The 22,395-nt window shown below is 72.8% G+C and carries 24 protein-coding genes; 15 read left to right on the top strand and 9 right to left on the bottom strand.

Going from position 1 to position 22,395, the window contains the following annotated elements:
* Positions 1 to 2: 2 nt before the first annotated feature.
* From murC to ACFZAT_RS11620, 3 genes are all read right to left on the bottom strand, one after another.
* Entirely contained in the window at positions 3 to 1,400 is a 1,398-nt protein-coding gene (gene murC / locus ACFZAT_RS11610) for a UDP-N-acetylmuramate--L-alanine ligase (RefSeq protein WP_391263178.1), read from the bottom strand.
* A gap of 40 nt (positions 1,401 to 1,440) precedes the next feature.
* Complete coding sequence (locus ACFZAT_RS11615; RefSeq protein ID WP_391263569.1) at positions 1,441 to 1,893, bottom strand: indole-3-glycerol phosphate synthase; 453 nt, start codon at positions 1,891 to 1,893, stop codon at positions 1,441 to 1,443.
* 203 nt (positions 1,894 to 2,096) lie between these two features.
* Positions 2,097 to 2,861, bottom strand: coding sequence for a dihydrofolate reductase family protein (locus tag ACFZAT_RS11620; RefSeq protein ID WP_391263180.1), 765 nt, complete (start codon positions 2,859 to 2,861; stop codon positions 2,097 to 2,099).
* A 37-nt stretch (positions 2,862 to 2,898) separates the two neighbouring features.
* On the opposite strand from ACFZAT_RS11620, the gene zapE reads away from it, so the two are divergent.
* From zapE to ACFZAT_RS11675, 11 genes are all read left to right on the top strand, one after another.
* A complete protein-coding gene (gene zapE / locus ACFZAT_RS11625) occupies positions 2,899 to 3,993 on the top strand; it encodes a cell division protein ZapE (protein ID WP_391263182.1) in 1,095 nt (364 codons plus the stop codon).
* Between the two features lie 91 nt (positions 3,994 to 4,084).
* Positions 4,085 to 4,510: an OsmC family peroxiredoxin gene (locus ACFZAT_RS11630; RefSeq protein WP_391263184.1), complete on the top strand. Its 426-nt coding sequence runs from the start codon at positions 4,085 to 4,087 to the stop codon at positions 4,508 to 4,510.
* A gap of 200 nt (positions 4,511 to 4,710) precedes the next feature.
* The gene (locus ACFZAT_RS11635; RefSeq protein ID WP_391263186.1) at positions 4,711 to 6,081 is read left to right on the top strand and encodes an alkaline phosphatase PhoX; all 1,371 of its coding nucleotides are present in this window, start codon (positions 4,711 to 4,713) and stop codon (positions 6,079 to 6,081) included.
* Positions 6,082 to 6,257: 176 nt separating this feature from the next.
* Positions 6,258 to 6,647 (top strand): DUF6507 family protein, encoded by a 390-nt coding sequence (locus ACFZAT_RS11640; protein ID WP_391263188.1) that lies wholly within the window; start codon positions 6,258 to 6,260, stop codon positions 6,645 to 6,647.
* Positions 6,644 to 8,809, top strand: a complete 2,166-nt coding sequence (locus ACFZAT_RS11645; RefSeq protein ID WP_391263190.1) for a hypothetical protein — start codon at positions 6,644 to 6,646, stop codon at positions 8,807 to 8,809. The genes ACFZAT_RS11640 and ACFZAT_RS11645 overlap by 4 nt, the downstream gene beginning before the upstream one ends.
* On the top strand, positions 8,790 to 9,446 hold the full coding sequence (locus ACFZAT_RS11650) for a pentapeptide repeat-containing protein (protein ID WP_391263192.1): 657 nt from the start codon (positions 8,790 to 8,792) through the stop codon (positions 9,444 to 9,446). Before ACFZAT_RS11645 ends, ACFZAT_RS11650 begins: the two co-directional genes overlap by 20 nt.
* Entirely contained in the window at positions 9,443 to 9,748 is a 306-nt protein-coding gene (locus ACFZAT_RS11655) for a hypothetical protein (protein WP_391263193.1), read from the top strand. The genes ACFZAT_RS11650 and ACFZAT_RS11655 overlap by 4 nt, the downstream gene beginning before the upstream one ends.
* 18 nt (positions 9,749 to 9,766) lie before the next feature.
* Positions 9,767 to 10,456 (top strand): hypothetical protein, encoded by a 690-nt coding sequence (locus ACFZAT_RS11660; RefSeq protein ID WP_391263195.1) that lies wholly within the window; start codon positions 9,767 to 9,769, stop codon positions 10,454 to 10,456.
* A 14-nt stretch (positions 10,457 to 10,470) separates the two neighbouring features.
* Positions 10,471 to 11,118, top strand: a complete 648-nt coding sequence (locus tag ACFZAT_RS11665) for a pentapeptide repeat-containing protein (RefSeq protein WP_391263196.1) — start codon at positions 10,471 to 10,473, stop codon at positions 11,116 to 11,118.
* The gene (locus ACFZAT_RS11670; protein ID WP_391263198.1) at positions 11,115 to 12,542 is read left to right on the top strand and encodes a DUF6177 family protein; all 1,428 of its coding nucleotides are present in this window, start codon (positions 11,115 to 11,117) and stop codon (positions 12,540 to 12,542) included. Before ACFZAT_RS11665 ends, ACFZAT_RS11670 begins: the two co-directional genes overlap by 4 nt.
* 46 nt (positions 12,543 to 12,588) lie before the next feature.
* The gene (locus ACFZAT_RS11675; protein WP_391263200.1) at positions 12,589 to 13,413 is read left to right on the top strand and encodes a polysaccharide deacetylase family protein; all 825 of its coding nucleotides are present in this window, start codon (positions 12,589 to 12,591) and stop codon (positions 13,411 to 13,413) included.
* 6 nt (positions 13,414 to 13,419) lie between these two features.
* Here ACFZAT_RS11675 and ACFZAT_RS11680 read toward each other — a convergent pair whose 3' ends face one another.
* The 4 genes from ACFZAT_RS11680 to ACFZAT_RS11695 form a co-directional block, all read right to left on the bottom strand.
* Entirely contained in the window at positions 13,420 to 13,608 is a 189-nt protein-coding gene (locus ACFZAT_RS11680) for a hypothetical protein (RefSeq protein WP_391263201.1), read from the bottom strand.
* 14 nt (positions 13,609 to 13,622) lie between these two features.
* Positions 13,623 to 14,294, bottom strand: a complete 672-nt coding sequence (locus tag ACFZAT_RS11685) for an ABC transporter (protein ID WP_391263203.1) — start codon at positions 14,292 to 14,294, stop codon at positions 13,623 to 13,625.
* Positions 14,291 to 15,169 (bottom strand): ATP-binding cassette domain-containing protein, encoded by an 879-nt coding sequence (locus tag ACFZAT_RS11690; protein ID WP_391263205.1) that lies wholly within the window; start codon positions 15,167 to 15,169, stop codon positions 14,291 to 14,293. Before ACFZAT_RS11690 ends, ACFZAT_RS11685 begins: the two co-directional genes overlap by 4 nt.
* Positions 15,170 to 15,234: 65 nt before the next feature.
* The gene (locus tag ACFZAT_RS11695; RefSeq protein ID WP_391263207.1) at positions 15,235 to 15,912 is read right to left on the bottom strand and encodes an AIM24 family protein; all 678 of its coding nucleotides are present in this window, start codon (positions 15,910 to 15,912) and stop codon (positions 15,235 to 15,237) included.
* A 71-nt stretch (positions 15,913 to 15,983) separates the two neighbouring features.
* Between ACFZAT_RS11695 and ACFZAT_RS11700 the strand changes: the two genes are divergently transcribed.
* The 4 genes from ACFZAT_RS11700 (at position 15,984) to ACFZAT_RS11715 (ending at position 20,009) form a co-directional block, all read left to right on the top strand.
* Positions 15,984 to 16,739: a peptidyl-tRNA hydrolase gene (locus ACFZAT_RS11700; RefSeq protein WP_391263209.1), complete on the top strand. Its 756-nt coding sequence runs from the start codon at positions 15,984 to 15,986 to the stop codon at positions 16,737 to 16,739.
* Between the two features lie 121 nt (positions 16,740 to 16,860).
* Positions 16,861 to 18,147, top strand: a complete 1,287-nt coding sequence (locus tag ACFZAT_RS11705; RefSeq protein ID WP_391263570.1) for a DUF692 family multinuclear iron-containing protein — start codon at positions 16,861 to 16,863, stop codon at positions 18,145 to 18,147.
* Entirely contained in the window at positions 18,063 to 19,166 is a 1,104-nt protein-coding gene (locus ACFZAT_RS11710) for a TIGR04222 domain-containing membrane protein (RefSeq protein WP_391263572.1), read from the top strand. The genes ACFZAT_RS11705 and ACFZAT_RS11710 overlap by 85 nt, the downstream gene beginning before the upstream one ends.
* Positions 19,167 to 19,229: 63 nt before the next feature.
* A complete protein-coding gene (locus tag ACFZAT_RS11715; protein WP_391263210.1) occupies positions 19,230 to 20,009 on the top strand; it encodes a TIGR04222 domain-containing membrane protein in 780 nt (259 codons plus the stop codon).
* A 132-nt stretch (positions 20,010 to 20,141) separates the two neighbouring features.
* Here the strand turns inward: ACFZAT_RS11715 and hemQ are convergent, their stop codons facing one another.
* Both hemQ and hemG read right to left on the bottom strand, forming a co-directional pair.
* Positions 20,142 to 20,876 carry a hydrogen peroxide-dependent heme synthase gene (gene hemQ / locus ACFZAT_RS11720; RefSeq protein WP_391263212.1) on the bottom strand — a complete coding sequence of 245 codons (735 nt, stop codon included), beginning with the start codon at positions 20,874 to 20,876 and terminating at the stop codon, positions 20,142 to 20,144.
* Positions 20,877 to 20,880: 4 nt separating this feature from the next.
* On the bottom strand, positions 20,881 to 22,353 hold the full coding sequence (gene hemG / locus ACFZAT_RS11725) for a protoporphyrinogen oxidase (RefSeq protein WP_391263214.1): 1,473 nt from the start codon (positions 22,351 to 22,353) through the stop codon (positions 20,881 to 20,883).
* Between the last annotated feature and the right edge of the window lie 42 nt (positions 22,354 to 22,395).

The raw sequence follows: 22,395 nt of genomic DNA on the forward strand, positions 1-22,395 counted from the left end.
CTTCAGCTCGACAGGTGGTCCAGGATCCGCGGGCCGAGGTCGGTGACGTCGCCCGCTCCCATGGTGAGAACGAGGTCCCCGGGCTTCGCCATTCCCGCGACGACCTCGGGGACCCGGTCCTTGTCGTGGACGGCGGTGACGTCGGCGCCGGCGGCGGTCGCGGCGTCGATGATCAGGGCGCTGGTGACGCCGGGTACCGGGTCCTCGCGGGCCGGGTAGATGTCCAGGACCACGGAGGCGTCGGCGAGCGCGAGGGCCTGGCCCATCTCGGTGCCGAGCTCCTGGGTACGGGAGAACAGGTGCGGCTGGAAGACGACGAGGAGGCGGGCGTCGGAGGCGGCGCCGCGCATGGCCTCCAGGTCGGCGGTCATCTCCGTGGGGTGGTGCGCGTAGCTGTCGATGACCTGGACGCCGGCTGCCTCGCCCTTGAGCTGGAGGCGGCGCTTGACCCCGGTGTACTTGCCGAGGGCCGAGGCGAGGTTGTGAGCGGGAATGCCGAGGGCGATCCCGGCGGCGAGGGCGGCGACCGCGTTGAGCGCGTAGTGGCGGCCGGGCACGGACACCGTGAAGGTGAGGAACTTGCCGCCCAGGATCACCGTGACCTCGCTGGCCAGGCCGCGCGGGGTGATCTTGTGGACGCGCACGTCGGCGGTCTCGGACTCGCCGTAGGTGACGACGGTGAGCGCGGGCAGGGCCTCGCTGACCCGGCGGGTCAGCTCGACGGCGCCGGACTGGTCGGCGGAGACGACGAGGGTGCCCTCGGGGACGATCTTCCCGGCGAAGGTCTCGAAGGACTCGTAGATCTCGTCCATCGACGCGTAGTTCGCGTGGTGGTCCAGCTCGACGTTGAGGACGATCGCGACGTCGGGGTCGTACTTCTGGAAGCTGCGGTCGCTCTCGTCGGCCTCGGCGACGAAGATGTCGCCCTCGCCGTGCGTGGCGTTGGTGCCGGGCCCGGCCAGGTCGCCGCCGATGGCGTACGAGGGGTCGAGGTCCAGCTCGCTCAGGGCCACGGCCAGCATCGAGGTGGTGGTGGTCTTGCCGTGGGTGCCGGCCACCGCGATGGAGCGGAGCCCGCCCATCAGCGAGGCGAGGGCGTCGGAGCGGTGCACGACGGGGACGGACAGCTCCCCGGCGCGCACCAGCTCCGGATTGTCGGCGCGGATGGCGCTGGAGACGACCACACAGCTGGCGTCGTCGGCCAGGTGTCCGGCGGCGTGCCCGATGTGGACGGTCGCCCCCAGCGCGCGCAGCGCCTCGGCCGTCGGGGACTCCTTGGCGTCACTGCCCGCGACCTTCGCGCCGCGCTGGGCGAGGATCTTGGCGATGCCCGACATTCCGGCGCCGCCGATGCCGATGAAGTGCGGTCGTTCCATGGCGGCGGGGATGCCGGGTGCCATACGTGTCTCTCCCAGGTGCGTACGGGTAGGGGCTCCCAGCCTATTCGCTGTGCGCGAAGAGCTTGAGCACCGGGACGCCGACCTTGTGCCGGGCGCGGGACGCCCAGTCGCGGTGGAAGAACTCCTCGACGTAGTGGGGCGCGGTCAGGACGATGACCTCGTCGGCCCCGGACTCCTCGACCACCGAGGTGAGCTTGTCCAGGGGGTGGCTCTCGATCACCTGGCCGACGGCCTCGGAGCCCGCCTGGCGCAGGGCCTCCAGGGACACTTCGAGGGCGAGCCCGGCCGACTCCCTGGCGCTCCTGCCCTCGGGCTCCTCGCTCTCGCGGGCCGCTTCCTTCAGTTCGCCCATCGCCAGGTCGTCGATGGCCCGCAGCAGGACGTCCGCCTGGTCGCCGCGCGGCTGCATGAGGACGACGAAGGAGGTGCGCTCCTCCCCGTGCAGGGTGGTGACGAATTCGACGTCCCCGGAGGTGAGGGCCTTCTCGATCATCAAAACGCTGGTGAACACCACGGAGCCCTTCTCTTCAGCGGCCGTTCGCCGGTCGCTGCCGAAACCATCCTTCCCCGCGCTCGCACGGGGTCTGCGAGATCCATTCTGCCCACGGAACGCTAACCGGAACATGATATTCCGCTCATTGCCACCGCATGGGGCGGTACGGGGAGGGCTCTGGGGCGTACGGGGGCCGCGGGGTCTCAGGACCGGCGGTAACGGGTGAAGAGGAAGCCGTCCTCCTCCAGCAGCGCGGCCAGGGCGAATCGTTTCGGCACCTCAACGGCGGGCCCGCCCGCGATCCGCTGGGCGTCACCGGCCGTGAGCATCGGCGCGACGGTCAGGCACAGCTCGTCCAGCACCCCTTCCGCCACGAACTGGCCGAGCAGCCGGGGACCGCCCTCCGTGAGCAGCCGCCGGTGCCCCCGGTCGGCCAGCTCCCGCACGGCGCGCGCGGGGTCGACTCGCGCCCCCTCCCCCGCGATCACCACCTCGGCGCCCGCCTTCCGGGCCGTCGCGATCCGGTCCGGGGGCGCGCCCGCACCGGTCAGCACCAGCGTCGGGACCAGCGGCGAGACGAAGAGCGGGAGCGAGAAGTCCAGGTCCAGGCTGCCGCTGACCACGGCGACGGCCGGGGCCGGGGTCTGGCCGTCCGCCGCCCGCCGCGCCGCGAAGGCGTCCCGCGCCCTGGCCGGCCGGTAACCCTCCTGGCGCACCGTCTCGGCACCCGCGATCACCACGTCGGCCAGGCCGCGCAGGGTGCCGAAGATCCGCATGTCGCTCTCGCAGGAGATCGGCTGGGAGCGGCCGTCGTGCTGGGCGGCCCCGTCCAGCGTGGACACCATGTTGGCGCGCAGCCACGGGCCGTCCGCGGCGGGGTAGGCGTAGGCGTCGGCGAGGCGGTCCAGGCTCCATTCGCCGGAGGTGTCGGCCGCTGTCAGGTCGGTCACAGGGAACAGGCGTCGCATGTCCGGCAGTCTGACACGGGCCGTAAGCTTGACGGTTGTGTCGTCCTCCCACGCCGTGCCGGGGTCCAGCCCCATAGCCGAAGCGGCCCCGCTGTCCCTGTGCGCCCGCGAGCCGCACGTCCCCGCCGACCGTCTGGTCGCCGAGATGGTGCCGCCGCCGCGCTTCGACTCGGTGCGCTTCGATACGTACGTGCCCGATCCGAACCAGCCGAGCCAGACCGAGGCGGTCCGGGTGCTGAGCGACTTCGCCGCCGGGCTCGGAGGGGCGCACGCGATGGGGGCGGGCAAGCGGAAGTGGTTCGGCCGGAAGGCGGCTGCCGCGCCCTCAGGCCCGCGCGGGGTGTATCTCGACGGCGGGTACGGGGTCGGCAAGACCCATCTGCTCGCCTCGCTCTGGCACGCCACCCCGGCCGCGCCCTCGCTGAAAGCTTTCGGCACCTTCGTGGAGCTGACGAACCTGGTGGGCGCGCTGGGCTTCCAGCAGACCGTGCGGACGCTGAGCGGGCACCGGCTGCTGTGCATCGACGAGTTCGAGCTGGACGACCCGGGCGACACCGTGCTGGTCTCCTCGCTGCTCAGCCGACTGGTCGAGGAGGGCGTGGCGCTGGCCGCGACCTCCAACACGCTGCCCGGCAAGCTCGGTGAGGGCCGGTTCGCCGCCGCCGACTTCCTGCGCGAGATCCAGGGCCTGTCCGCGCACTTCCGCCCGCTGCGCATCGACGGCGAGGACTACCGCCACCGCGGTCTGCCCGAGGCCCCGGCGCCGTTCTCGGACGAGCAGGTCACCAGGGCCGCGTACGCCACGCCGGGCGCCAGCCTGGACGACTTCCCGGCGCTCCTCGACCACCTGGCCCGCGTCCACCCCAGCCGGTACGGGGCGCTGACGGACGGGCTGAAGGCGGTGTGCCTGACCGAGGTGCGGGCGGTGCCCGACCAGTCGACCGCGCTGCGGCTCGTGGTGCTCGCCGACCGGCTGTACGACCGGGAGGTGCCGGTCCTCGCGGCCGGGCTGCCCTTCGACCGGCTGTTCAGCGAGGAGATGCTGAACGGCGGGTACCGGAAGAAGTACTTCCGGGCAATCTCCCGTCTCACAGCGCTGGCGCGTGACGCGAAGGGGCTGGTGGCGCAGTAGGTTCGGGGGCGTAAGGACGTACCACCGGCGGCGCACGACGCGGTGTCCCGCCGTCCCCGTACCACCGCGCATCCGTTCGAAGGGAACCAGCATGGCTACCACGCGTCAGGCTCACACGGTCTGGGCAGGCAATCTGGCCGAGGGCTCGGGCGTCGTCACGTTCGACTCCTCCGGGATCGGCGACTACCCGGTCTCCTGGCCGTCCCGCGCCGAGCAGGCGAACGGGAAGACCAGCCCGGAGGAGCTGATCGCCGCGGCCCACTCCAGCTGCTTCTCGATGGCGCTCTCGCACGGCCTGAGCGGCGCCGGCACCCCGCCGGCCCGGCTGGAGACCAAGGCCGACGTCACCTTCCAGCCGGGCACCGGCATCACCGGCATCCACCTCACCGTCGTTGGCGAGGTGCCGGGTCTCGACGAGGCCGGCTTCGTCAAGGCGGCCGAGGACGCGAAGGCCAACTGCCCGGTCAGCCAGGCGCTTTCCGGCACCACGATCACCCTGAGCGCGTCGCTCGGCTGATCGCTCTTCCGCTGTGTCCCCGGGCCGCCGGTCCGGGGACACAGCTGTTTCGCACCGGCCGCGGTCTCCGTCCGGCCCTACCCCGGAGCGTCGGCGCGGGTCCGTAAAGCGTGGCGTGACAACGTTCACGGATGGCCTCGGATGGGCAAGGCTGCTTTTGACGATGCCATGCCACCTGTCCCCCACGCAGGGAGTTGCCCATGTCTGTCGCACCTCGCCCCACCGCCTCCCGACGAAACGTTCTTGCCGCGGGCGCCGCCGTCTCGATCGCCTTCACCGGCGCGTTCACCGAACTCTTCGCGGGCAGCTCCGCCGCACGCGGTCACGACGCCTACGGCCCGCTCGTGCCGGACCCGGACGGCCTGCTCGACCTGCCGAAAGGCTTCCACTACCGGGTGCTGTCCCGGGAGGGCGACCGGCTCCGCTCCGGCGAGGGGCAGGTGCCCAGCCACTGCGACGGCATGGCCGCGTTCGCCGCCCGGGGCGGGCACGTACGGCTGGTCCGCAACCACGAGAACCGGGTGGACGCCGCGATTCCGGTGCCGCTGGTCGAGGGGCTGACGTACGACCCGATGGGCAAGGGCGGCTGTACGGCCCTGGAGCTCGACGGCCACAACCGCGTGCTGTCCGAGCGCGTCGCCATCGCCGGTACGGCGGTGAACTGCGCGGGTGGGCGCACCCCCTGGAACACCTGGCTGACCTGTGAGGAGACCGAGGACAAGGCCGGCACCAACGGCTACACCAAGGACCACGGCTTCATCTTCGAGGTGGACGGCGCCGATCCGCGCCGCACGGGCGCCGTGCCGTTGACCGCGATGGGCCGCTTCCAGCACGAGGCCGTCGCGATCGACCCGCGCGACGGGACGGTGTACGAGACGGAGGACGCGTTCGAAAAGCCCTTCGGACTGTTCTACCGCTTCCTGCCGAAGAAGCCGCTGGGCGGTACGGGTTCGCTGCGTGCGGGCGGCCGGCTGGAGGCCATGCGGGTGCCGGGAGTGCCCGACCTCTCGGCCGTGCGGGAGACCGGGACGGTCTTCGAGGGCGTCGAGTGGCTGCCCGTGCCGGACCCGCAGGCCGCCGAAACCCCCATCCGCTTCCAGGACTTCGGCCGGAAGGGCATCACCCACGGCCAGAAGCTGGAGGGCTGCTACTGGGGCGGTTCGTGCGTCTACTTCGTCTCCAGCTTCGCGCACAGCGCGGAGGGCTCGGCGGCGGACCACTACGGGCAGGTCTGGCGCTACGACCCGCACCGCCGCCGGCTCACCCTGGTCGTCGTCTTCGGCCCGGACACCGACCTCCAGCTCCCCGGCGAGTCCCCCGACAACATCACCCTGGCCCCCGACGGCGGCCTGATGGTCTGTGAGGACGGCGGCGGCGCCCAGCACGTGTTCGGTCTCACCCGGCGCGGCGAGGTGTACGCGATGGCGCGCGGCCGGCAGAACACCGGGACGCCCGAGGAACCGGAGTGGGGCGAGTTCGCGGGCGTCACGTTCGCACCGGATTACGGGACGATGTACGTGAACGTCTACACGCCGGGCACCACGTTCGCGGTCACGGGTCCGTGGCGCTGACGTACTGAGCGGAACCGCGGCGCACCCCGCCGCGTCTTTGCATACCGCAACATGGGGTTTGATCCATCCGGGTGTGCCGGGGCAGGATGACAGGGTGTGCTTCGGTGCGCCCGCGCTTCGGCGCGTCGGGCGCCCGGACGCTCAGTGGAAGCGATTCTTGACGGGGGGGGGGCACCGTGACCAAGTGGGACATCGACCCGAACGGCGTTCGTCGGGTCCTGAAGAATACCGCCGAGGTCGGCGGGGAGTTCGAGAAGGAGTTCACCTCCTACAACGACCACCTGGTGGGGTCGGCGACCTCGGCGGGCACGATGGTGCTGGGCGGGACCGAGATCCCGAAGGGGGGCGCGTTCGGGCCGGTGGCCCAGGCGTTGCAGGAGTTCCAGGAGCACACGCTCGACGACCTCAAGTTCCTTCCGGTGCGGGCGGCGAAGTCCATGACGGGGGCGCGGCTCGCCACTGAGGCGTATCTCGCGGGCGACCTGGACATGGCGAAGAACAAGCAGGAGCAGTACTCCAAGGCGCCGACCCCGGAGGAGCTGAAGGGGAAGGGTCCCAAGAAGTGATCGACCTCGCGAAGATCCCCTTCTACACCGGCAATCTGGAGGCCCTGGAGAAGCACGCGGCCACGCTGAAGACGACCGCCTCCGACATCCGGACCACGGGCAAGGACGCCCACACGGCCTTCCAGGCGCTGGACCCGGTCTATGACGCCCCGGAGCAGGAGGAGTTGCTCGACTCCACGATTCCGGTACGCGACAAGGCGGACGCGTTCGCGGACAAGCTGGAGTCGGTGAGCGGGGCGCTCTCGGGTTTCGCGACGGCGGCCCGGCCGCTGGTGGCCCGGATGAACCGGCTCCGGGAGGACGCGGCGCGGTTCGTCGCGGAGAACAGGGACGACGACGACTGGCAGCAGGACCAGGACAAGATCGACGAGAACGCCCGCCTGGTCCACGAGGTCGGCACGACGTGGGTGGCCTTCCAGGGCGCCGAGCGCGACGCGGCCAACAAGATCACGGCGCTGGTGGGCGGGACGCACTTCGTCGTGGACGACGGTTCGCACAAGGCCGGGATGTACGGCTTCAAGGCGGACGACGTCAAGGACGCCGGTGAGACGCCGTGGGGCACGGTGGACGAGCGCGAGTACACGGGGCTGCGGGCCGCGTGGGAGTGGACGAAGAAGAACGTCGGCGGTGCGCTGAAGGGCTTCTTCGTGGACGGGGTCTGGGGCACGATCAAGGGCCTCGGCAGCATGGTCAACGTCTTCGACTGGGACAACTTCAAGAAGACCTGGTCGGGCATCGGTGACGTCTTCGGCGGCATCAGCGCGTACATCATGACGCCGTACGACTGGGCGATGGACAAGATGTTCGGTCCGGTGGACCACAGCGACACGGACCGCCAGAAGGCGGCCCTGCGCAACTTCGGCAAGTCGCTGGTCGCCTGGGACGAGTGGGGCCACGACCCGTCACGCGCCTTCGGTTCGGTGCTGTTCAACGTGGTGACCATCGGTTCCGGTTCTCTGTTGAAGCTGGGCAAGGCCGGCAAGCTGGGCGTGGTCGCGGACGCGGCGTCGGTGGCGGGCAAGGCGGGTGCGCTGGTCGACCCGATGAGCTACCTCGGCAAGGCGGCGGGCGTCACCAAGATCAAGGTCGGCGACCTGATGGAGAGCCTGAGGACGGGCTCCGCGGGCGTGGACGACATGGCCCGTACGGCTCCGACCGGCACGGCCCCGCACCCGACGACCGAGACCCCCGGCTTCCACTACACCGACCACAACGGCAACCCGCGCGTGGTCGGCGACGACGCGGTCATCCGCGACGAGCACGGCAACCCCGTACCGGACACCGAGCCGGTCCCGGAGCCCCACAAGAACGAACTCCCGGACACGCACGAGCGCGTCCCGGACCACGAGAAGGTCCTGGAGGGCGCGGGGGGCCCGAGCCACGTGGAGAACTCGGCGAAGCCGCCGCACTCCTCGCCGGAGGGCACGACGCACCACACGACCCCGTCGACGGGCGGGCATGTGACGGAGCATCCGACGGGGTCGGGCGGAGGCGAGTCCGGAACGGGGTCGCACACCGAGACCGGTGGCGGCAGCAGCGGCGGCGGTTCCGACACCAACACGCCGGGCGGTGGCGGTGGCCACGGCGACGGAAACGACGGCCCCGGCGGCGACGGCCACTCGGACGGCACGCACGGGGGCGGCGAGCGCCCGAACGAACCGCTGCCCGCGTTCACACCGGAGGAACGGGCAGCCCACTGGGGCCACCTGGACGAGGTGGAACAGCGGGCCCCGGAGGAGTTCGACCATTTGAAGCACGACCCCGATCACAAGGGCCAGGTCGACGACAAGTCGATGGATGAAGCCCGCGTCGGTCTCGACCTCCGGGAGAGCGGGCGCCTGCCGGAGGATATCCGGCGACCGGACGGTGCGGACAAGGGTGAGTTCTACTCCGAGACCACCGGTGAGTACTATGACATCAAGGGTGTCCACTCCGACTATCCACCCTTCAATAACGTGCGCGACAAGTCGCAACCGTTCAAGGGCGCGTACGACCCCGCCAACAATGGCGCCTGGGTCAAGAAGCAGCTGGCGAAGCAGATCGAAGTCCGAGGCCGCATCGTCATCATCGATGTCCGTAACGCAAATCAAGCAGCGATAGACAGCGTCAAGGCAGCCGTCGAAAGCAATGGTTGGGGAGACCGTGTCATCTGGTATCCGTAAGAACTGGAAGCCTGCCGCGCTCCCCGCCGACCCTGCGGCCGCAGAGCAGCTCCGTGAGTGGCTCGCCTCGGAGGAATACAACCTCAACGGGATGGGGCGGGACTTCCGGGGCGCGGACCTCTCGGGTGGGGATTTCTCGAATTGCTGGTTCACCGACGCCGTAATGGTCGATGTACGGCTCGTCGGAGCTTCCTTCTACCGTGCCGATCTCCAGTCGGCGGACCTGACGCGCGCGGACCTGACGGCAGCGGACCTGGTGAAGGCGAACCTGGATGAGGCCGTTCTCCGGTCGGCGGTTCTCGACGGGGCGGACATGGTCGGGGCCTCGTTGTCCGACGCGGACGCGAGGGGAGCCAGTTTTCGCGGAACACACTTCGTCGGCGCGGAGTTGCTCGACACCGATATGCGGGGCAGCGATTTGTCCGATGCCGTGGTCGAGGAGAACTACTTCGAGATCAAGGTGGACGACACCACGGTCCTTCGCGGCTTGCGGGGCACGGTCTTCGGCCCGATCACCGTTGTCGGCGACGGTTCCTCGCGCGAAGTGGGCGGCGCGGAACTCGAGGAGTGGATCAGTGCGCGGGGCGGGCAGGTTCAGGTGATCCCGCCGCGCCGACCGGCAGTGGGTAGGCCTTGAGCAAGCCCATTCAGACCGACCCGGATTTCACGAACTTCTTCCGCGTGCATCTCGACCTTGAGTGCGGATATGAAATCCTGGGCGACTTGAGGCCCACATTGTGGAGCTTCAGCGATTCCTACGTTGACTTGATCCGCTCCGGATTCGAGCAGATCATGGCAGATGGGAATTTCGGGCCTGCCGAGTACGAGCGGCTGACCGACATCGAATTCCCTGACAAGGAGACACTGCACGCCTATCTCCGAGACATGTACGACTACCTGTTCGGCGATGCGCCGGAACAGCCGATTCCCCCGGGTTAGTTCGAGGAAGAGGACCGCTTGGATCAGGAACGCGACCGCGTCGCCGCGCTCATCCGTGTGATGAACGATCCCGGCGCCCCGGCTATGGAGCGGTTTCTGGCGTGCCGGGATCTGACGGAAGCGGGCGAGGCGGCCGGGTTCGAGGCGGTGATCCGGGCGGCCGGTGACCCGGAGGGCACCCCGTGGTACGAGTTCTCGATCGACCGGAAGTTCTCCGTGGACAGCACGTTCTCGCAACTGGCGCTGGCCGTGGACGTGAGCCACTACCAGGTCGAGGAGAAGGGCACGGCGGCGCTGCGCGAAGAGGCGTTCCGGGCGCTCGTGCGGCTCGCCGACACCCAGTACTTCGAGGACCGGCTCGGCGAGCTGATCGACAGCGCCACCGTCAGGGCAGCGCTCGGTGAGATCAGGGAAGCCATCGGCCGTGGCGTGCGCGCCCTGGCCGCCGGCGAGAAGCAGCGGTTCGACCTGGCCACCCAGCTGGTGGACCTGGCGTGCGCCGTCGCCCCCGTCGACGGACCCATGTCGGTCGAGCTGGCCATGAGCGTGCTGCGGGTCACCGCCTCACCCCGCACGCTGGAGCACGCCGTCATCCTCGTCTACCGGGCCGAGGGGCCGGAGATCCGGGAATTCGGCGGCTACCTCACGACGGTCGGCAACGACCGCGTCCGGAGGAAAGTCCGCGAAGCGTTCGAGGGCGCGCGGTGACGGAGACGCCGTTCATGGAACCGGCCCCGTGGCAGCCGACCGCGTTCCCCGCAGACCCTGCGGCGGCGCACCAGCTGAGGGAATGGCTCGGTGACACGAGCTACGCCCTCTACGGCGTCGGGCACGATTTCCGGGGTGCCGGTCTCGCGAACGGCGACTTCTCCGGCGCGTGGCTCAACGAGGCGGTGCTTACGGGCGTGGAGCTCGGGAGTGCCTGCCTCTACCGTGCGGACCTCAGCGGGGCGGACCTGACCGGGGCGAATCTGGCCGGCGCCGACCTCGTCCGGGCGAAGCTCGACCGGGCCGTGCTCCGGTCCGCCCGGCTCGACCGGGCCGACATGGTCAAGGCGTCACTGCACGACGTCGACGCGTCGGGAGCGAGCCTGCGCGGGACGCGCATCATGGGCGCCTCGCTGTACGACGTGGACCTGCGGGGCGCGGACCTGACGGACGCCGTCCTGTTCCAGAACACGTTCAAGGTCACCGTGGACGACACCACCCTCGTACGCGGCCTCACCGGCACGGTCTTCGGGCCGGTCACGGTGGTCGGCGACGAGGGCCCCCGGCAGCTCACCGGCCCCGGCATCGAGGCTTGGATCGCCGAGCGCGGCGGCCAGGTCCGCGTCATCGAACCCCACCACACCCGAAGGACCCCCGCATGACCCAGGACGTCGTCGCACTCACCCGGCGCATGCCCGACTCGCTCAGTGTGCTGGCCGGGTTGCTCGCCGGCGGGCCCGACCTGCGGGTGGGGACCACCGGGGACGGGGCCGTCGTGCAGTTGTGCGACGACGAGGGGCGGCCGCTCGTGTCCGTGGAGGTGCCGCTGTTGATCCAGGTACCCGGGGAAGCCGTTCGGCTGCTCGGGGCGGAGGCCGCGCCGGAGGGGGACGGGCCCTGGTGGTGGGTCGAGGCGCGGGCCGCCGCCGGGGTGGACCGCGCCGAGGAACTGGCCGGGGCCTTCGCCGCGCGGCTCACGCTGCTGCTCGGCGGCAGGGTCTGGCCGGCCGACGCCCCCGGCACCACCGGCGCCGCCCGCCCCCTGGACGTCTCGGGCATCACGGCCGTGCCCTCTCCCGCCGCCGCGCAGCCCGCCGTCGACATGCTCACCGACAAGGCGGCCGTCGTCATCCAGGACCGCCCGGTCGTCCCCATGACCAGCTGGATGACGGAGGCGCTGCGGGCGACCGTGGAGAGCGAGCGGTCGCTCCAGATCGTCACCCCGCCGCGCTGCACGCTCTCGCTGCCGACCCGGCTGCTGCTCCAGTCCACCTCCTCCCGCTGGGTCGTCCAGGACGAGCGCTGCGGCTACTACGACGGGCTGACCGGCGCCGTACTCCGCTGGCAGGACGACGCGTTCGCACCGGACCGGCGCGAGGACGGGCAGACCCCGGTCGCCGAGGCGTTCACCGAGGCGGAGCCCACCGGTGAGCGGCAGCTCGTCGTGTCGCTCCGGACCGTGCACCGCCCCACCGCCGACCTCGTGCTCGGCGGCGCCCTGGAAGCCGCCTGGGAGGCGCTGACCGGCGCGCCCCCGGCCGGCTGGGGGACCTCGGAGCCCGCAGGGCTCACCTGGTCGCGGCGGCGGCTGACCGACCTGGCGTACGAGCGCGCGCCCCGGCCCACCTGGCTGGTGGCCGTGGGCAGCCCGGACCGCCCCGCCGTCGCCACGCTCCAGGTGAGCCGCACCCCGGACGGGGTGGAGGAGGAGATCACCCTCGTCCTCGGCTACGGCCCCGACGAGGCGCCCGCCCTGGACGCGCTGCCGGGGCTCGCCGACGAGCTGGTGACCCGGCACGGGCTGCGGACCATGCTCTGCCAGCTGGGCCACGGCCGCCGCGACCTGAACGCCCCGCCCCGCTTCGAACGCCCCCCGCTCCCGTACTCCTTCGCGCTCGGCTCCCCCGAGGTGACCGAGGTGGGCCTCGACACCGCCTCCCGGACCCCGCTCAAGGAGGCGCCGGTGCGGCTGGGCCCGGGCGGCCGGCCCGGGTACTACTACCCGCTCGGCGACGGCGAGACCGCCGAGGGCTGGGCGGCCCTGGAACAGCTGATGCGCCATCTGCGTGGGGCGCCGCCGGTCTAGCGCGCCAGCCCGGGACCGGTTCCGGACGATCGGTTAGCGTCCGAAAATGATCAGATTTACGCACAAAATGACCGTTCTGGGGGTGCTGGGTGCGGTCCTCGTCGGCTGCGGCCAGGCACAGCCGACGCGTACCGCCGTCGAGCGGCCGCCCGCCCCTCATGTCACAAAAGGGCCCCCCGTCATGGCCCCCGGCCCCGGCGGCCGGACCCCCGTCTTCACGCGCGGGCCGCAGCGCGCCGCGAAGGTCGTCGCGCTCAGCTTCGACGCCGACATGACGGCCGACGAGGGGCCGCGAGCGGCGGCCGGTGAGCACTTCGACAACCCGGAACTGATCGCCCTGCTGCGCCGCCTGAAGGTGCCCGCGACGGTGTTCATGACCGGGCGCTGGGCCGAGGAGTATCCGGACCAGGCGCGTTCCATCGGCACCGATCCCCTTTTCGAGATCGGCAACCACTCCTACAGCCACTACGCGTTCACCACGCCCTGCTACGGGCTGCCGACGGTGGAGGAGGGCGCGGTGCGCGAGGAGGTCCGGCGGGCCTTCGGGGCGATCCGGGCGGCCGGCGCCCGCAATGTGGTGCCGTACTTCCGCTTCCCCGGCGGCTGTTACGACGACGCCACGCTGCGCGCCCTCGGGCCGGAGAAGGTGACCGCCGTGCAGTGGGACGTCGTCAGCGGGGACGCCTTCGCGACGGACGCGGACGCCGTCGCCGAGCAGGTGCTCGACGGGGTGCGGTCCGGTTCGCTCGTCGTCATGCACTGCACCCGCAGCGCGGCGCCGGTCACCGCCGACGCGGTCCGCCAGGTCGTGCCGGAGCTACGGAGGCGCGGCTACCGCTTCGTCAAGGTGTCCGAGCTGATGGGCGGCTGAGGCGCCTCAGCCGGAGCAGGCCGTGCGCTGGGCCTCCTGCCACTCGCACACCGGGCACAGCGTGATCCCCTTGACCGACTCCGCGTACTCGGTCGGCTTCCGGCACAGCACGCACTCGGCGTACGGCGGCCCCTCGGCCCGCTCCGGCGACTCGGCGGGCGGCGTCTCGCAGTAGGGCCCCGGTTCCTCACTCATACGTACGAGCCTACTCAGCCCCGTACCGAAGTGAGCCGGCAGACGAGCGCGAACGCGGCGGCCGTCACGGCGGCGGCGCCGAGCAGCGGGAGCACCGGTACGTGGACCGTGCCGGTCAGCGAGCCGGTGACCAGGCCCGTCACCGCGTACTTCGCGGGCGATCCGGCGGTGACCAGCGCCAGCAGCGCCGCGAGCACCGTCGCCGCGAGGGACCAGCCGCGCCCGCGCAGCAGCGGCCGGCCGCACAGCGCGCCCGCCGCCGCGCCCAGCAGCACGCAGCACGCGGTGGCGAGAATTCCGGCGGCTCCGGCGAGCGGCAGGGGCACCCGCACCGAGTGGCCCGTGCTGGCCGGGTCGCTGATCGCCAGGACCACGGCGGTGGCGGCGGTGCCGAGCAGCGCGGCGCCGCCAAGACCGGTGAGCAGGGCCGCCAGATGGGCCCGGGGCTGCCCGCCGGCCGCCGCCGCGACGACCGCCCGGGCGGCAGGCGGCTCCTGGGTGAGGCAGACGCGCACCAGCCAAGCGGTGACCGGGAGCATCCCGGCGGCGGTGTAGCCGAGCGAGTCGAGAACGGGCTGCCCGGAGCGGATGCCGACGGCGAGGAAGGCCAGGTAGAGCAGGACCGGGGCCAGCCAGCGCTGGGACCGCACGAGCAGGTCGGCCTGGTAGCGGATGAGCGCGGTCATGAGGCGGGGTCCCCGTCCGGGGTGGGTGAGCGGTGCGGTGCGGGTTCCGGTTCGGAGCGGGGGCGCGTACGGGCCTCGCCCCCGCCGCCCGCATCCGGCCCCCGCACCGGCCCCACCCGCCCGATGTGCCATTGCGGCCGGGCCGACAGCAGCGCGCCGAGCAGGGCGTCGGAGTGCGCCGCCGAGACCGTGAGGCGGGCCGTTCCGTCGCCGGTCAGGGTGTACGCGGGAGCCCCGGGCAGTCCGGACGGGAGCGGGGTCCCCGGCGGGGCCGTGGCCTCGATGCGTACGCGGGGCTCAAGGTCCGTCGCGAGCGGGGCGGCGGTCAGGCCCAGCCCCTCGACCCGGAACGCCGCGTCGACCGCGCCCGCCAGCCGGCGCGGGTCGTGGTCGACGTACACCACCGTCGCCCCGGCCGCGACGCGTTCCGCCACGGCCCGGTCCAGCACCTCGCGCGCCTCGGTGTCGAGGCCGGTCCACGCCTCGTCCAGGACCAGAAGTTCCGGTTCGGCGAGGAGCGCCTGGGCGACGGCGACCTTCTGGCTGGTGCCCTTGGAGAGTTCGGCAAGGGGCGTCCGGGCGTGCGCGGCGGCGCCGAACCGGGTGAGCCAGTGGTCCGCCCGGTCGGCCGCCCCAGTGGCGCGCAGCCCGTGGACGCGGCCCAGGTGGACGAGATACCCGGCGGCCGTGAACGGCAGGGCCGCCGGGAACCGCTCGGGGACGTACGCGGTGCGCGGGCGGCCCGTGATCCGGCCCTCGGAGGGGGCGTCGATCCGGGCCAGCAGCCGCAACAGGGTCGACTTGCCGGTGCCGTTGGCGCCCTCCACGCGGACCAGGGCGCGCGTGGGCAGGGCGAGGTCGACCCCGCGCAGCACCCAGGGGCCGGTGAGCCCGTACCGCCGGCCGACTCCCCGCAGCCGCAGGACCTCCGTACCGGTGCTCAGTGGGACGACGCCTTCTCGGGCTTCAGCTCGCTGGGCCGTACGATCACGAATCCCTGCCCGTCCAGGCGCAGTTGGACGGCCTCCCCCGAACCGCCCCGGATCATCGAGCCGAGGCTCTGCGAGCGGTGCAGCGAGGTGTTCAGCTGGGCGCTCCAGCCGACGACGGCGTCCGTGTCCACGAAGACCGGCTGCTGCGGGGTGACGGGGATGACGATGGGATATCCGTCGCACATCAGGCCCAGCTTGCCGTAGCCGGTGAAGACGCTGTTGAAGAGGCCGCCGCCGGTCATCCCGGCGCCCTTGACGGTCTTTATCTCGTACGAGAGCGACGCGTCGAAGCACAGCACGTTGCGGCCGTTGATGGTGAGGGCGTCGCCCTGCTCCATCTCCACGATGAAGCAGTTCGCGGCCTCGTGCGCGAACCACGCCTCCCCCTGGCCGCGCACCGCCATCAGCGGCAGCCCCTCGCCGGTGACCGCCCGCTTGAGGAGGCCGCCGATGCCCTGGCTCTTGTGCTCGAACTGGAGGTTCCCGCGGAAGGCGACCATCGATCCCTGGCGGGCGTGCATCTCCCCGTTGACCGCGTATTTGATGGACTTGGCGTTCTGCAGCGTCATCCCGGGGACGGTCGCCTGCTCGGCCATGTGCTCGCTGGAAAAGAGATCGCTCTTCATGGACGGCATCCTCGCCCGGAGCCTTCCATTCCGCCAAGAACGGTGTCCGGGGCGGCTGGCAGACTGGGCGGGTGAGCAGCAACGACATCCCCGCGTCCCCGTCCGCCGAGCCGGCCCCCGAGCCCGTGGACAGCCCCTTCCGGCCCGAGCGGACGGACCGGGACGAAGCACCCCAGTACGTACTGCCGTTGGTGGTGCACATCGAGAAGGCCGCGCCGCCGGCCCGCACCGACGCCCTGCGCACGGCCGCCCGCGCGGTCCTCGTGATGCTGTCCGACGAGCGGTCGGTGGGCGAGGGCGAGTGGGCGCGGGTGATGCGGGACTGGCAGGACGCCCGCATCCGCAAGGTGGTCCGGCGGGCCCGGGGCGCGGAGTGGCGCAAGGCCTCGGCCCTGCCCGGGATCACGGTGACGGGCGAGGAGGCGGAGGTGCGGGTCTTCCCGCCGGTGCCCCTGGACGGCTGGCCGAAGGAGCTGGCCAAGCTCCAGGTCTCCGGGACCGACCTGGACGACCCGGAGCCGCCGGCCGCGCCCGACCCGGCGCACCCGGTGCTCTGGCTCAACCCGGAGCTCGGCATGTCGGCGGGCAAGGAGATGGCGCAGGTCGGGCACGGGGCGCAGCTCGCCTGGTGGGAGCTGACGGAGACCGAGCGCAAGGCGTGGCGCGAGGCCGGGTTCCCGCTCTCGGTGGCCACGGCGGAGCCGGGCCGCTGGGCGGAGCTGACGGTGAGCGGGCTGCCGGTCGTACGGGACGCGGGGTTCACGGAGATCGCCCCGGGCTCGTGCACGGTGGTCGCCGACCACCCGGCGCTGCGGCGACGTCGCTGAGAGAACAGGGACCGGCGGAACCTCAAATGAAGCTCTGAACGTCCTCCCTTGCGGATTCAGGGCCGCGCTCCGGGGCCATCACCCCTGCACGGAACGAGGGGGAAGCGACATGGGGGACGGTATGAGGCTGGGCATCGGGATCGGCTGGCGGCCGGAGATCGCCGGCGAGGTGGAGGCGCTGGAGGGGATCGACTGGGTGGAGGCGGTCGCGGAGAACCTCTGCGCCGACCACCTGCCGGACTCCCTGGTACGGCTGCGGGAGCGCGGGGTCACGGTGGTGCCGCACGGCGTCTCGCTGGGTCTCGGGGGCGCCGACCGCCCCGACCCCGCCAAGCTCGCGGACCTCGCCGCCCGGGCCACGCTGCTCGGCGCGCCGCTGGTGACCGAGCACATCGCCTTCGTACGGGCGGGCGGGCCGCGCACCGGTTCGCCGGTCCTGGAGGCGGGCCATCTGCTGCCGGTGCCGCGCACCCGGGCGGCGCTGGACGTGCTGTGCGAGAACGTGCGCATCGCGCAGGACGCGCTGCCGGTGCCGCTGGCCCTGGAGAACATCGCGGCGCTGGTCTCCTGGCCGGACGAGGAGCTGACCGAGGGGCGGTTCCTGGCGGAGCTGGTCGAGCGGACCGGGGTGCGGCTGCTGATCGACGTGGCCAATCTGCACACCAACCACGTGAACCGGGGCGAGGACCCGGTGGCCGCGCTGGACGGGCTGCCGGTGGAGGCCATCGCGTACGTGCACGTGGCGGGCGGGGTCGAGAAGGACGGCGTGTGGCACGACACGCACGCCCACCCGGTGACCGCCCCGGTGCTCGACGTGCTGGCGGAGCTGCGCTCCCGGGTAAACCCGCCGGGGGTGCTGCTGGAGCGGGACGAGGCGTTCCCGCCGGCCGGTGAGCTGGCGGGCGAGCTGGACGCGATCCGGGGGGTGCTGGCGAAGGGCGGGGGCGCCACGGCCGCTTGGGTCCCCCCGGAGGTCCCGGCCGCCCCGCCGGTCACGGAGGCCGTACGGGACGGGGTCGCCGTGGCCCAGGCCGCCCTGCTGTCCGCCCTGGTCGCCGGCACGCCCGCGCCGCAGGGGTTCGACCCGGCCCGGCTCCGGGTGCAGAGCCGCGCCCTCGCCGCGAAGCGCGCCGACGTCGTGGCCAAGGTGGCGCCCGAGCTGCCGGAGATCCTGGGCGACGGCTACCGGGCCGCGTTCCTCGCGTACGCCGGGGCGCGGCCCATGACGGCGGGGTACCGGCGCGACGCGCTGGACTTCGCCGAGCACCTGCTCATCGCGGGCCGCCCGGAGGACGACGCGGCCCGGCACCGGCTGACGCGGTGGTGGCGGGACCGGGCCGCGCCACGGCCGCCCGGCCGCGCGACCCGCCTGGCCCGGGCGGCCCGCTCCGTCCTGGTGGGGCGGTGACCGGCGTGGACGGGATGCTGGTGTTCCTCACGCTCGCGGTGATCGCCTCCTCCACCGCGCTGATCGTCGGCCTGGCCCGCTCCCGCCGAGGGGTGGGCGGTCCGGCGCACGACCTGTCCGAGGTGGCGTTCCTGAACGGCGGGCCGGGCCGGGTGGCCGACACCGCGCTGGCGGCCATGCACGCGGACGGCCGGCTGGCCATCGGCGGTCCCGGCATCGTCGCCGTGCTCCGGCCGGTCGCCTATGACCCGGTGGAGCGGGCGGTGCTCCATGAGCTGGCCGCCGCGCCGAGCGGGGCGCTGCCGGCGCTGCGGGCGGCCGTGATGCGGCATCCGGCGGTGCAGGAGACCGGCGACGGCCTCGCCGCGCGGGGACTGCTGGCCCCGCCCCGCGCGAGTGCCGGGTGGCGCATCTGGGGTCTGTTGCAGATGCTGTTGTGCCTCGCGTCCGGCCCGGTCACCATCGGCCTGGCCATCGCCCGGTTCATGGAGGGCGACGACGGCGCCGGCTGGAGCTACCCGTTCGCGGTGGCGATGATCCCGGCCGTCGTCGTCGGCTTCGTCTCCGGCCTGGTCTGCGCGGGGGTGGCCCGGTCCCGGGTCACCCGGGCGGGGCGCAGGGCGGCGGCGGAGTTCGGGACCGCGCACGCCCACCGCACCGACCCGGGGTTCCTGGTGGCGACCCGGGGGCTGCGCGGCGTCCCGGACCCGGAGCTGCGGACGCACCTGATCGCGGCGGCCAGGACCCGGCCCACCGCCTCCTCGTACACCCCGTACGGCTCCTCGGCGGTGCTGGTGGCGCCGGCCGTGTGGTGCGCGGGGGCGAGCCCGGGCGGCGGCTGCGGCAGCTCCTCGGGCAGCAGCTGCGGCGGAGGCGGCGGATCGGGCTGCGGGGGCGGCGGATCGGGCTGCGGTGGCGGCAGCGGCTGTGGGGGCGGCGGGTCGAGTTGCGGGGGTGGCAGCAGCTGCGGCGGCGGTTCCAGCTGCGGCGGCGGATCGAGCTGCGGCAGCAGTTCCTGAGACGGCCGTCCACTTACTGGACGAGCTATGGCGCCACCGGCGGTGCTGGCATAGAACACCGGCATGGTGCCGTTTCTGTTGCTGCTGGTCGCGTGGGGTGCGGCGGGTCTTTCCTGCGCCCGGCTCTGTCTCTCGGCGGCCCGCGCGGCCCGTCGGCCGGTGAGCGGGGCCGGCGGGCGCGGGCGGCAACTCACGCTGTACGAGGCGGCGTTCCTGGCGGGCGGACCCGGCCGGGTCGCCGACCTGGCGCTGGTCTCCATGCATCTGCGGCGCCGGCTGCTGCTGGCCCACACCGGCTGGGCGACGGTCGTGGACCCCGAGGGCCGCGACGAGGTGGAACGTACGGTGATCCGCGCCATAGGGCCGGAGGGCCAGTCGCCGATAGCGCCGGTACGCGCGTCGGCCGCCGCTGCCGACGCCGTGCGCGCGGTGGCCGACCGGCTCGTCGCGGCCGGTCTGGCGGTCCCGCGCGGGGCGGACGTCGCCTCGGCGGTGCGGGGGGTGCGCGGGGCGGCGCTGCTGGTGGCCGCGCTGGGCGCCGCCGCCCTGCTCGCGCCCGGCGACGGGGGCGCGGCCCCGATGCCGGTGTGGTTCGCGCTGCCGCTCGCCCTGACCCTGGGGTGCCTGGCCTTGGCCCGGATCGAGGCGCACCCCTACGGTGCGTGGGCCTCCCCGGACGGGCAACGGCTGCTGGCGGCGTGTGCGGTGCCGGGGGACGGCGCGACGGGCGACACGCTGGTGACGGTCGCGGTGCGCGGGGTGGACGCGGTGGACGACCCGGCACTGCGGGCGGCGCTGACGGGCCGGTCGGGCGTACGGAAGCTGCTGGGCAGCCACGAATGACGAACGGTGCGGCGCGCCCGAAGCGCGCCGCACCGCTGAGCCGAACCCGGTGTCGCTGGACCAGCGGACGGCACGAGGTGCCGTGGGCCCGCCGTCTGATCTTCCGGGTTGGGGTGGTCGGAAGCCCGCTCGCTACGCGAGCCCCGCCACCAGGTCCGCGACCGACTTGCGCCGGCCGGTGTAGAAGGGGACCTCCTCGCGGACGTGCATCCGCGCCTCGGAGGCCCTGAGGTGACGCATCAGGTCCACGATGCGGTACAGCTCGTCCGCCTCGAAGGCCAGCATCCACTCGTAGTCGCCGAGCGAGAAGGAGGCGACGGTGTTGGCGCGCACGTCCGGGTAGCCGCGGGCCATCTTGCCGTGGTCGGCGAGCATGCGGCGACGGTCCTCGTCGGGCAGCAGGTACCAGTCGTACGAGCGCACGAAGGGGTAGACGCTGACGTAGTTGCGCGGCGTCTCGTCGGCGAGGAACGCCGGGATGTGCGACTTGTTGAACTCGGCGGGGCGGTGCAGCGCCATGTTCGACCAGACCGGCTCCAGGTGGCGGCCGAGCCGGGTGCGACGGAAGAGGTTGTACGCCTCCTGGAGCTCGTCCGCGGTCTCCGCGTGCCACCAGATCATGAGGTCCGCGTCGGCGCGCAGGCCCGAGACGTCGTACGTGCCGCGGATGGTGATGTCCTTCGCGGCGAGCTGGTCGAACAGCTCCTGGACCTCACCGGAGACGGCCGCGCGGTCCGTGTCGGCGGGCAGGACGTCGCGCAGCTTGAAGACGGACCACAGCGTGTAGCGGATGACGTCGTTGAGGTCCTTGGCCTTCTTGCCGGCGTTCGGAACCTTGCTTGATGTCGCAGTCTCAGGAGCACTCATACGGCTATTGTCCCGCCTCGCTCCGAGTGCCCTGAACCAGGGTCGGCGTGGCGATGATCTCCCCGCCGAGATCCCCGGCGATCTCGTCCGCCGCCCGGTGGGCGCTCGCCACGCAGGCCGGGATGCCGACCCCGTCGTACACCGCGCCGCAGACCCGCAGCGCGGGCAGCTTGGCGACCTCGTCCCGGATGCGGGCGACCCGGGTGAGGTGCCCCACCGGGTACTGCGGCAGTCCGCCGATCCACCGGGTGACCTCGGTCGCCACGGGCCGGGCGGAGAGCCCGGTCGCGGCGGCCAGGTCGCGCAGCGAGACGCCGACGAGCTCGACGTCCTCGCGGTGCAGGTGCTCCTCCTCGCCGTACCGGCCGACCGAGGTCCGCAGCACGAAGAGGTCCGGGGCCGCTTCGGCGACCCACTGCCACTTGTGCGTGGAGAAGGTGGCGGCCTTGATGGTGTGCCCGTCGACCGGCGGTACGAGGAAGCCGGAGCGCCCGTCGAAGGCCGTACCGGTCACGTCGGAGCGCCGGAACGCCATGGTGACCAGCGCCATCGACGCGTATTCGACGCCCGCCAGTTCGGCGGAGGCCCCCGGTGACTCGGCGGCCAGCAGCGTGGCGGCGGACCAGGCGGGCACCGCGAGCACGAGGCCGTCGGCGGAGACGACCCCGGTGTCGGTGCGGACGTCCCAGCCGTCGGCGTTACGGGTCAGGCCCAGCACGGGGGTCTCGGTGAGGATCGCGCCGCCCCCGGCCCGTACGGCGTCGGCGACGGCCCCCGGAAGGGTGCCGATGCCTCCCTCGATGCCCTGGAAGACGGGTCCGGTCTGCTGCCGGGCGGCGGCCCGCTCCTGGAGCCGGGTGACCCCGTCGAGCAGGGAGCCGCCTTCCCGGGCGGCCTCGAAGAGCTGCGGTACGGCGGCGCGCATCGAGATCCGGTAGGCGTCGCCCGCGTACACCCCGCCGAGCAGCGGCTCCACCAGCCGGTCCACGACCTCGCGGCCCAGCCGCTCCGCCACGTACGCGCCGACCGCGACGTCCTCGCCGACCGTCGCCGGGGGCAGTGCGCGGTCCTCGGCGATCCGGGCCAGCCCCTCGGCCGACAGCACCTCGCCCAGGACGGACGGGTCGCCCGGGACACCCATGACATGGCCCTTGGGCATCGGGCGCAGCGCGTCACGCGTCCACAGCGCGGCGGTGGCCGTGGCCGGCGGCTGGAGGCGGTCGCCGAGGCCCACGGCGCGGGCCAGGGAGACGGCCCCCGGGCGGCGGGCGAGCATGGACTCGGCGCCGAGGTCGACCCGGACACCGGCGACCTCTCCGGTCATGAGCTTGCCGCCGAGCCGGTCGGTCGCCTCCAGGACGGTGACCCTCAGCCCGGCGCCGACGAGCCGGTGGGCGGCCGCGAGTCCGGCGATGCCGCCGCCGATGACGACGACATGACGGGGGGCCCGGTCCGCGCGGTGTGTGGATGGCTGCATGGCTCCACTCTCTCAAACCGGTTCCGAGTCCCGACCGTGACC

Origin of the sequence: Streptomyces sp. NPDC008163 (assembly GCF_042956885.1) — a bacterium.
GTDB lineage: Bacteria > Actinomycetota > Actinomycetes > Streptomycetales > Streptomycetaceae > Streptomyces > Streptomyces drozdowiczii_A.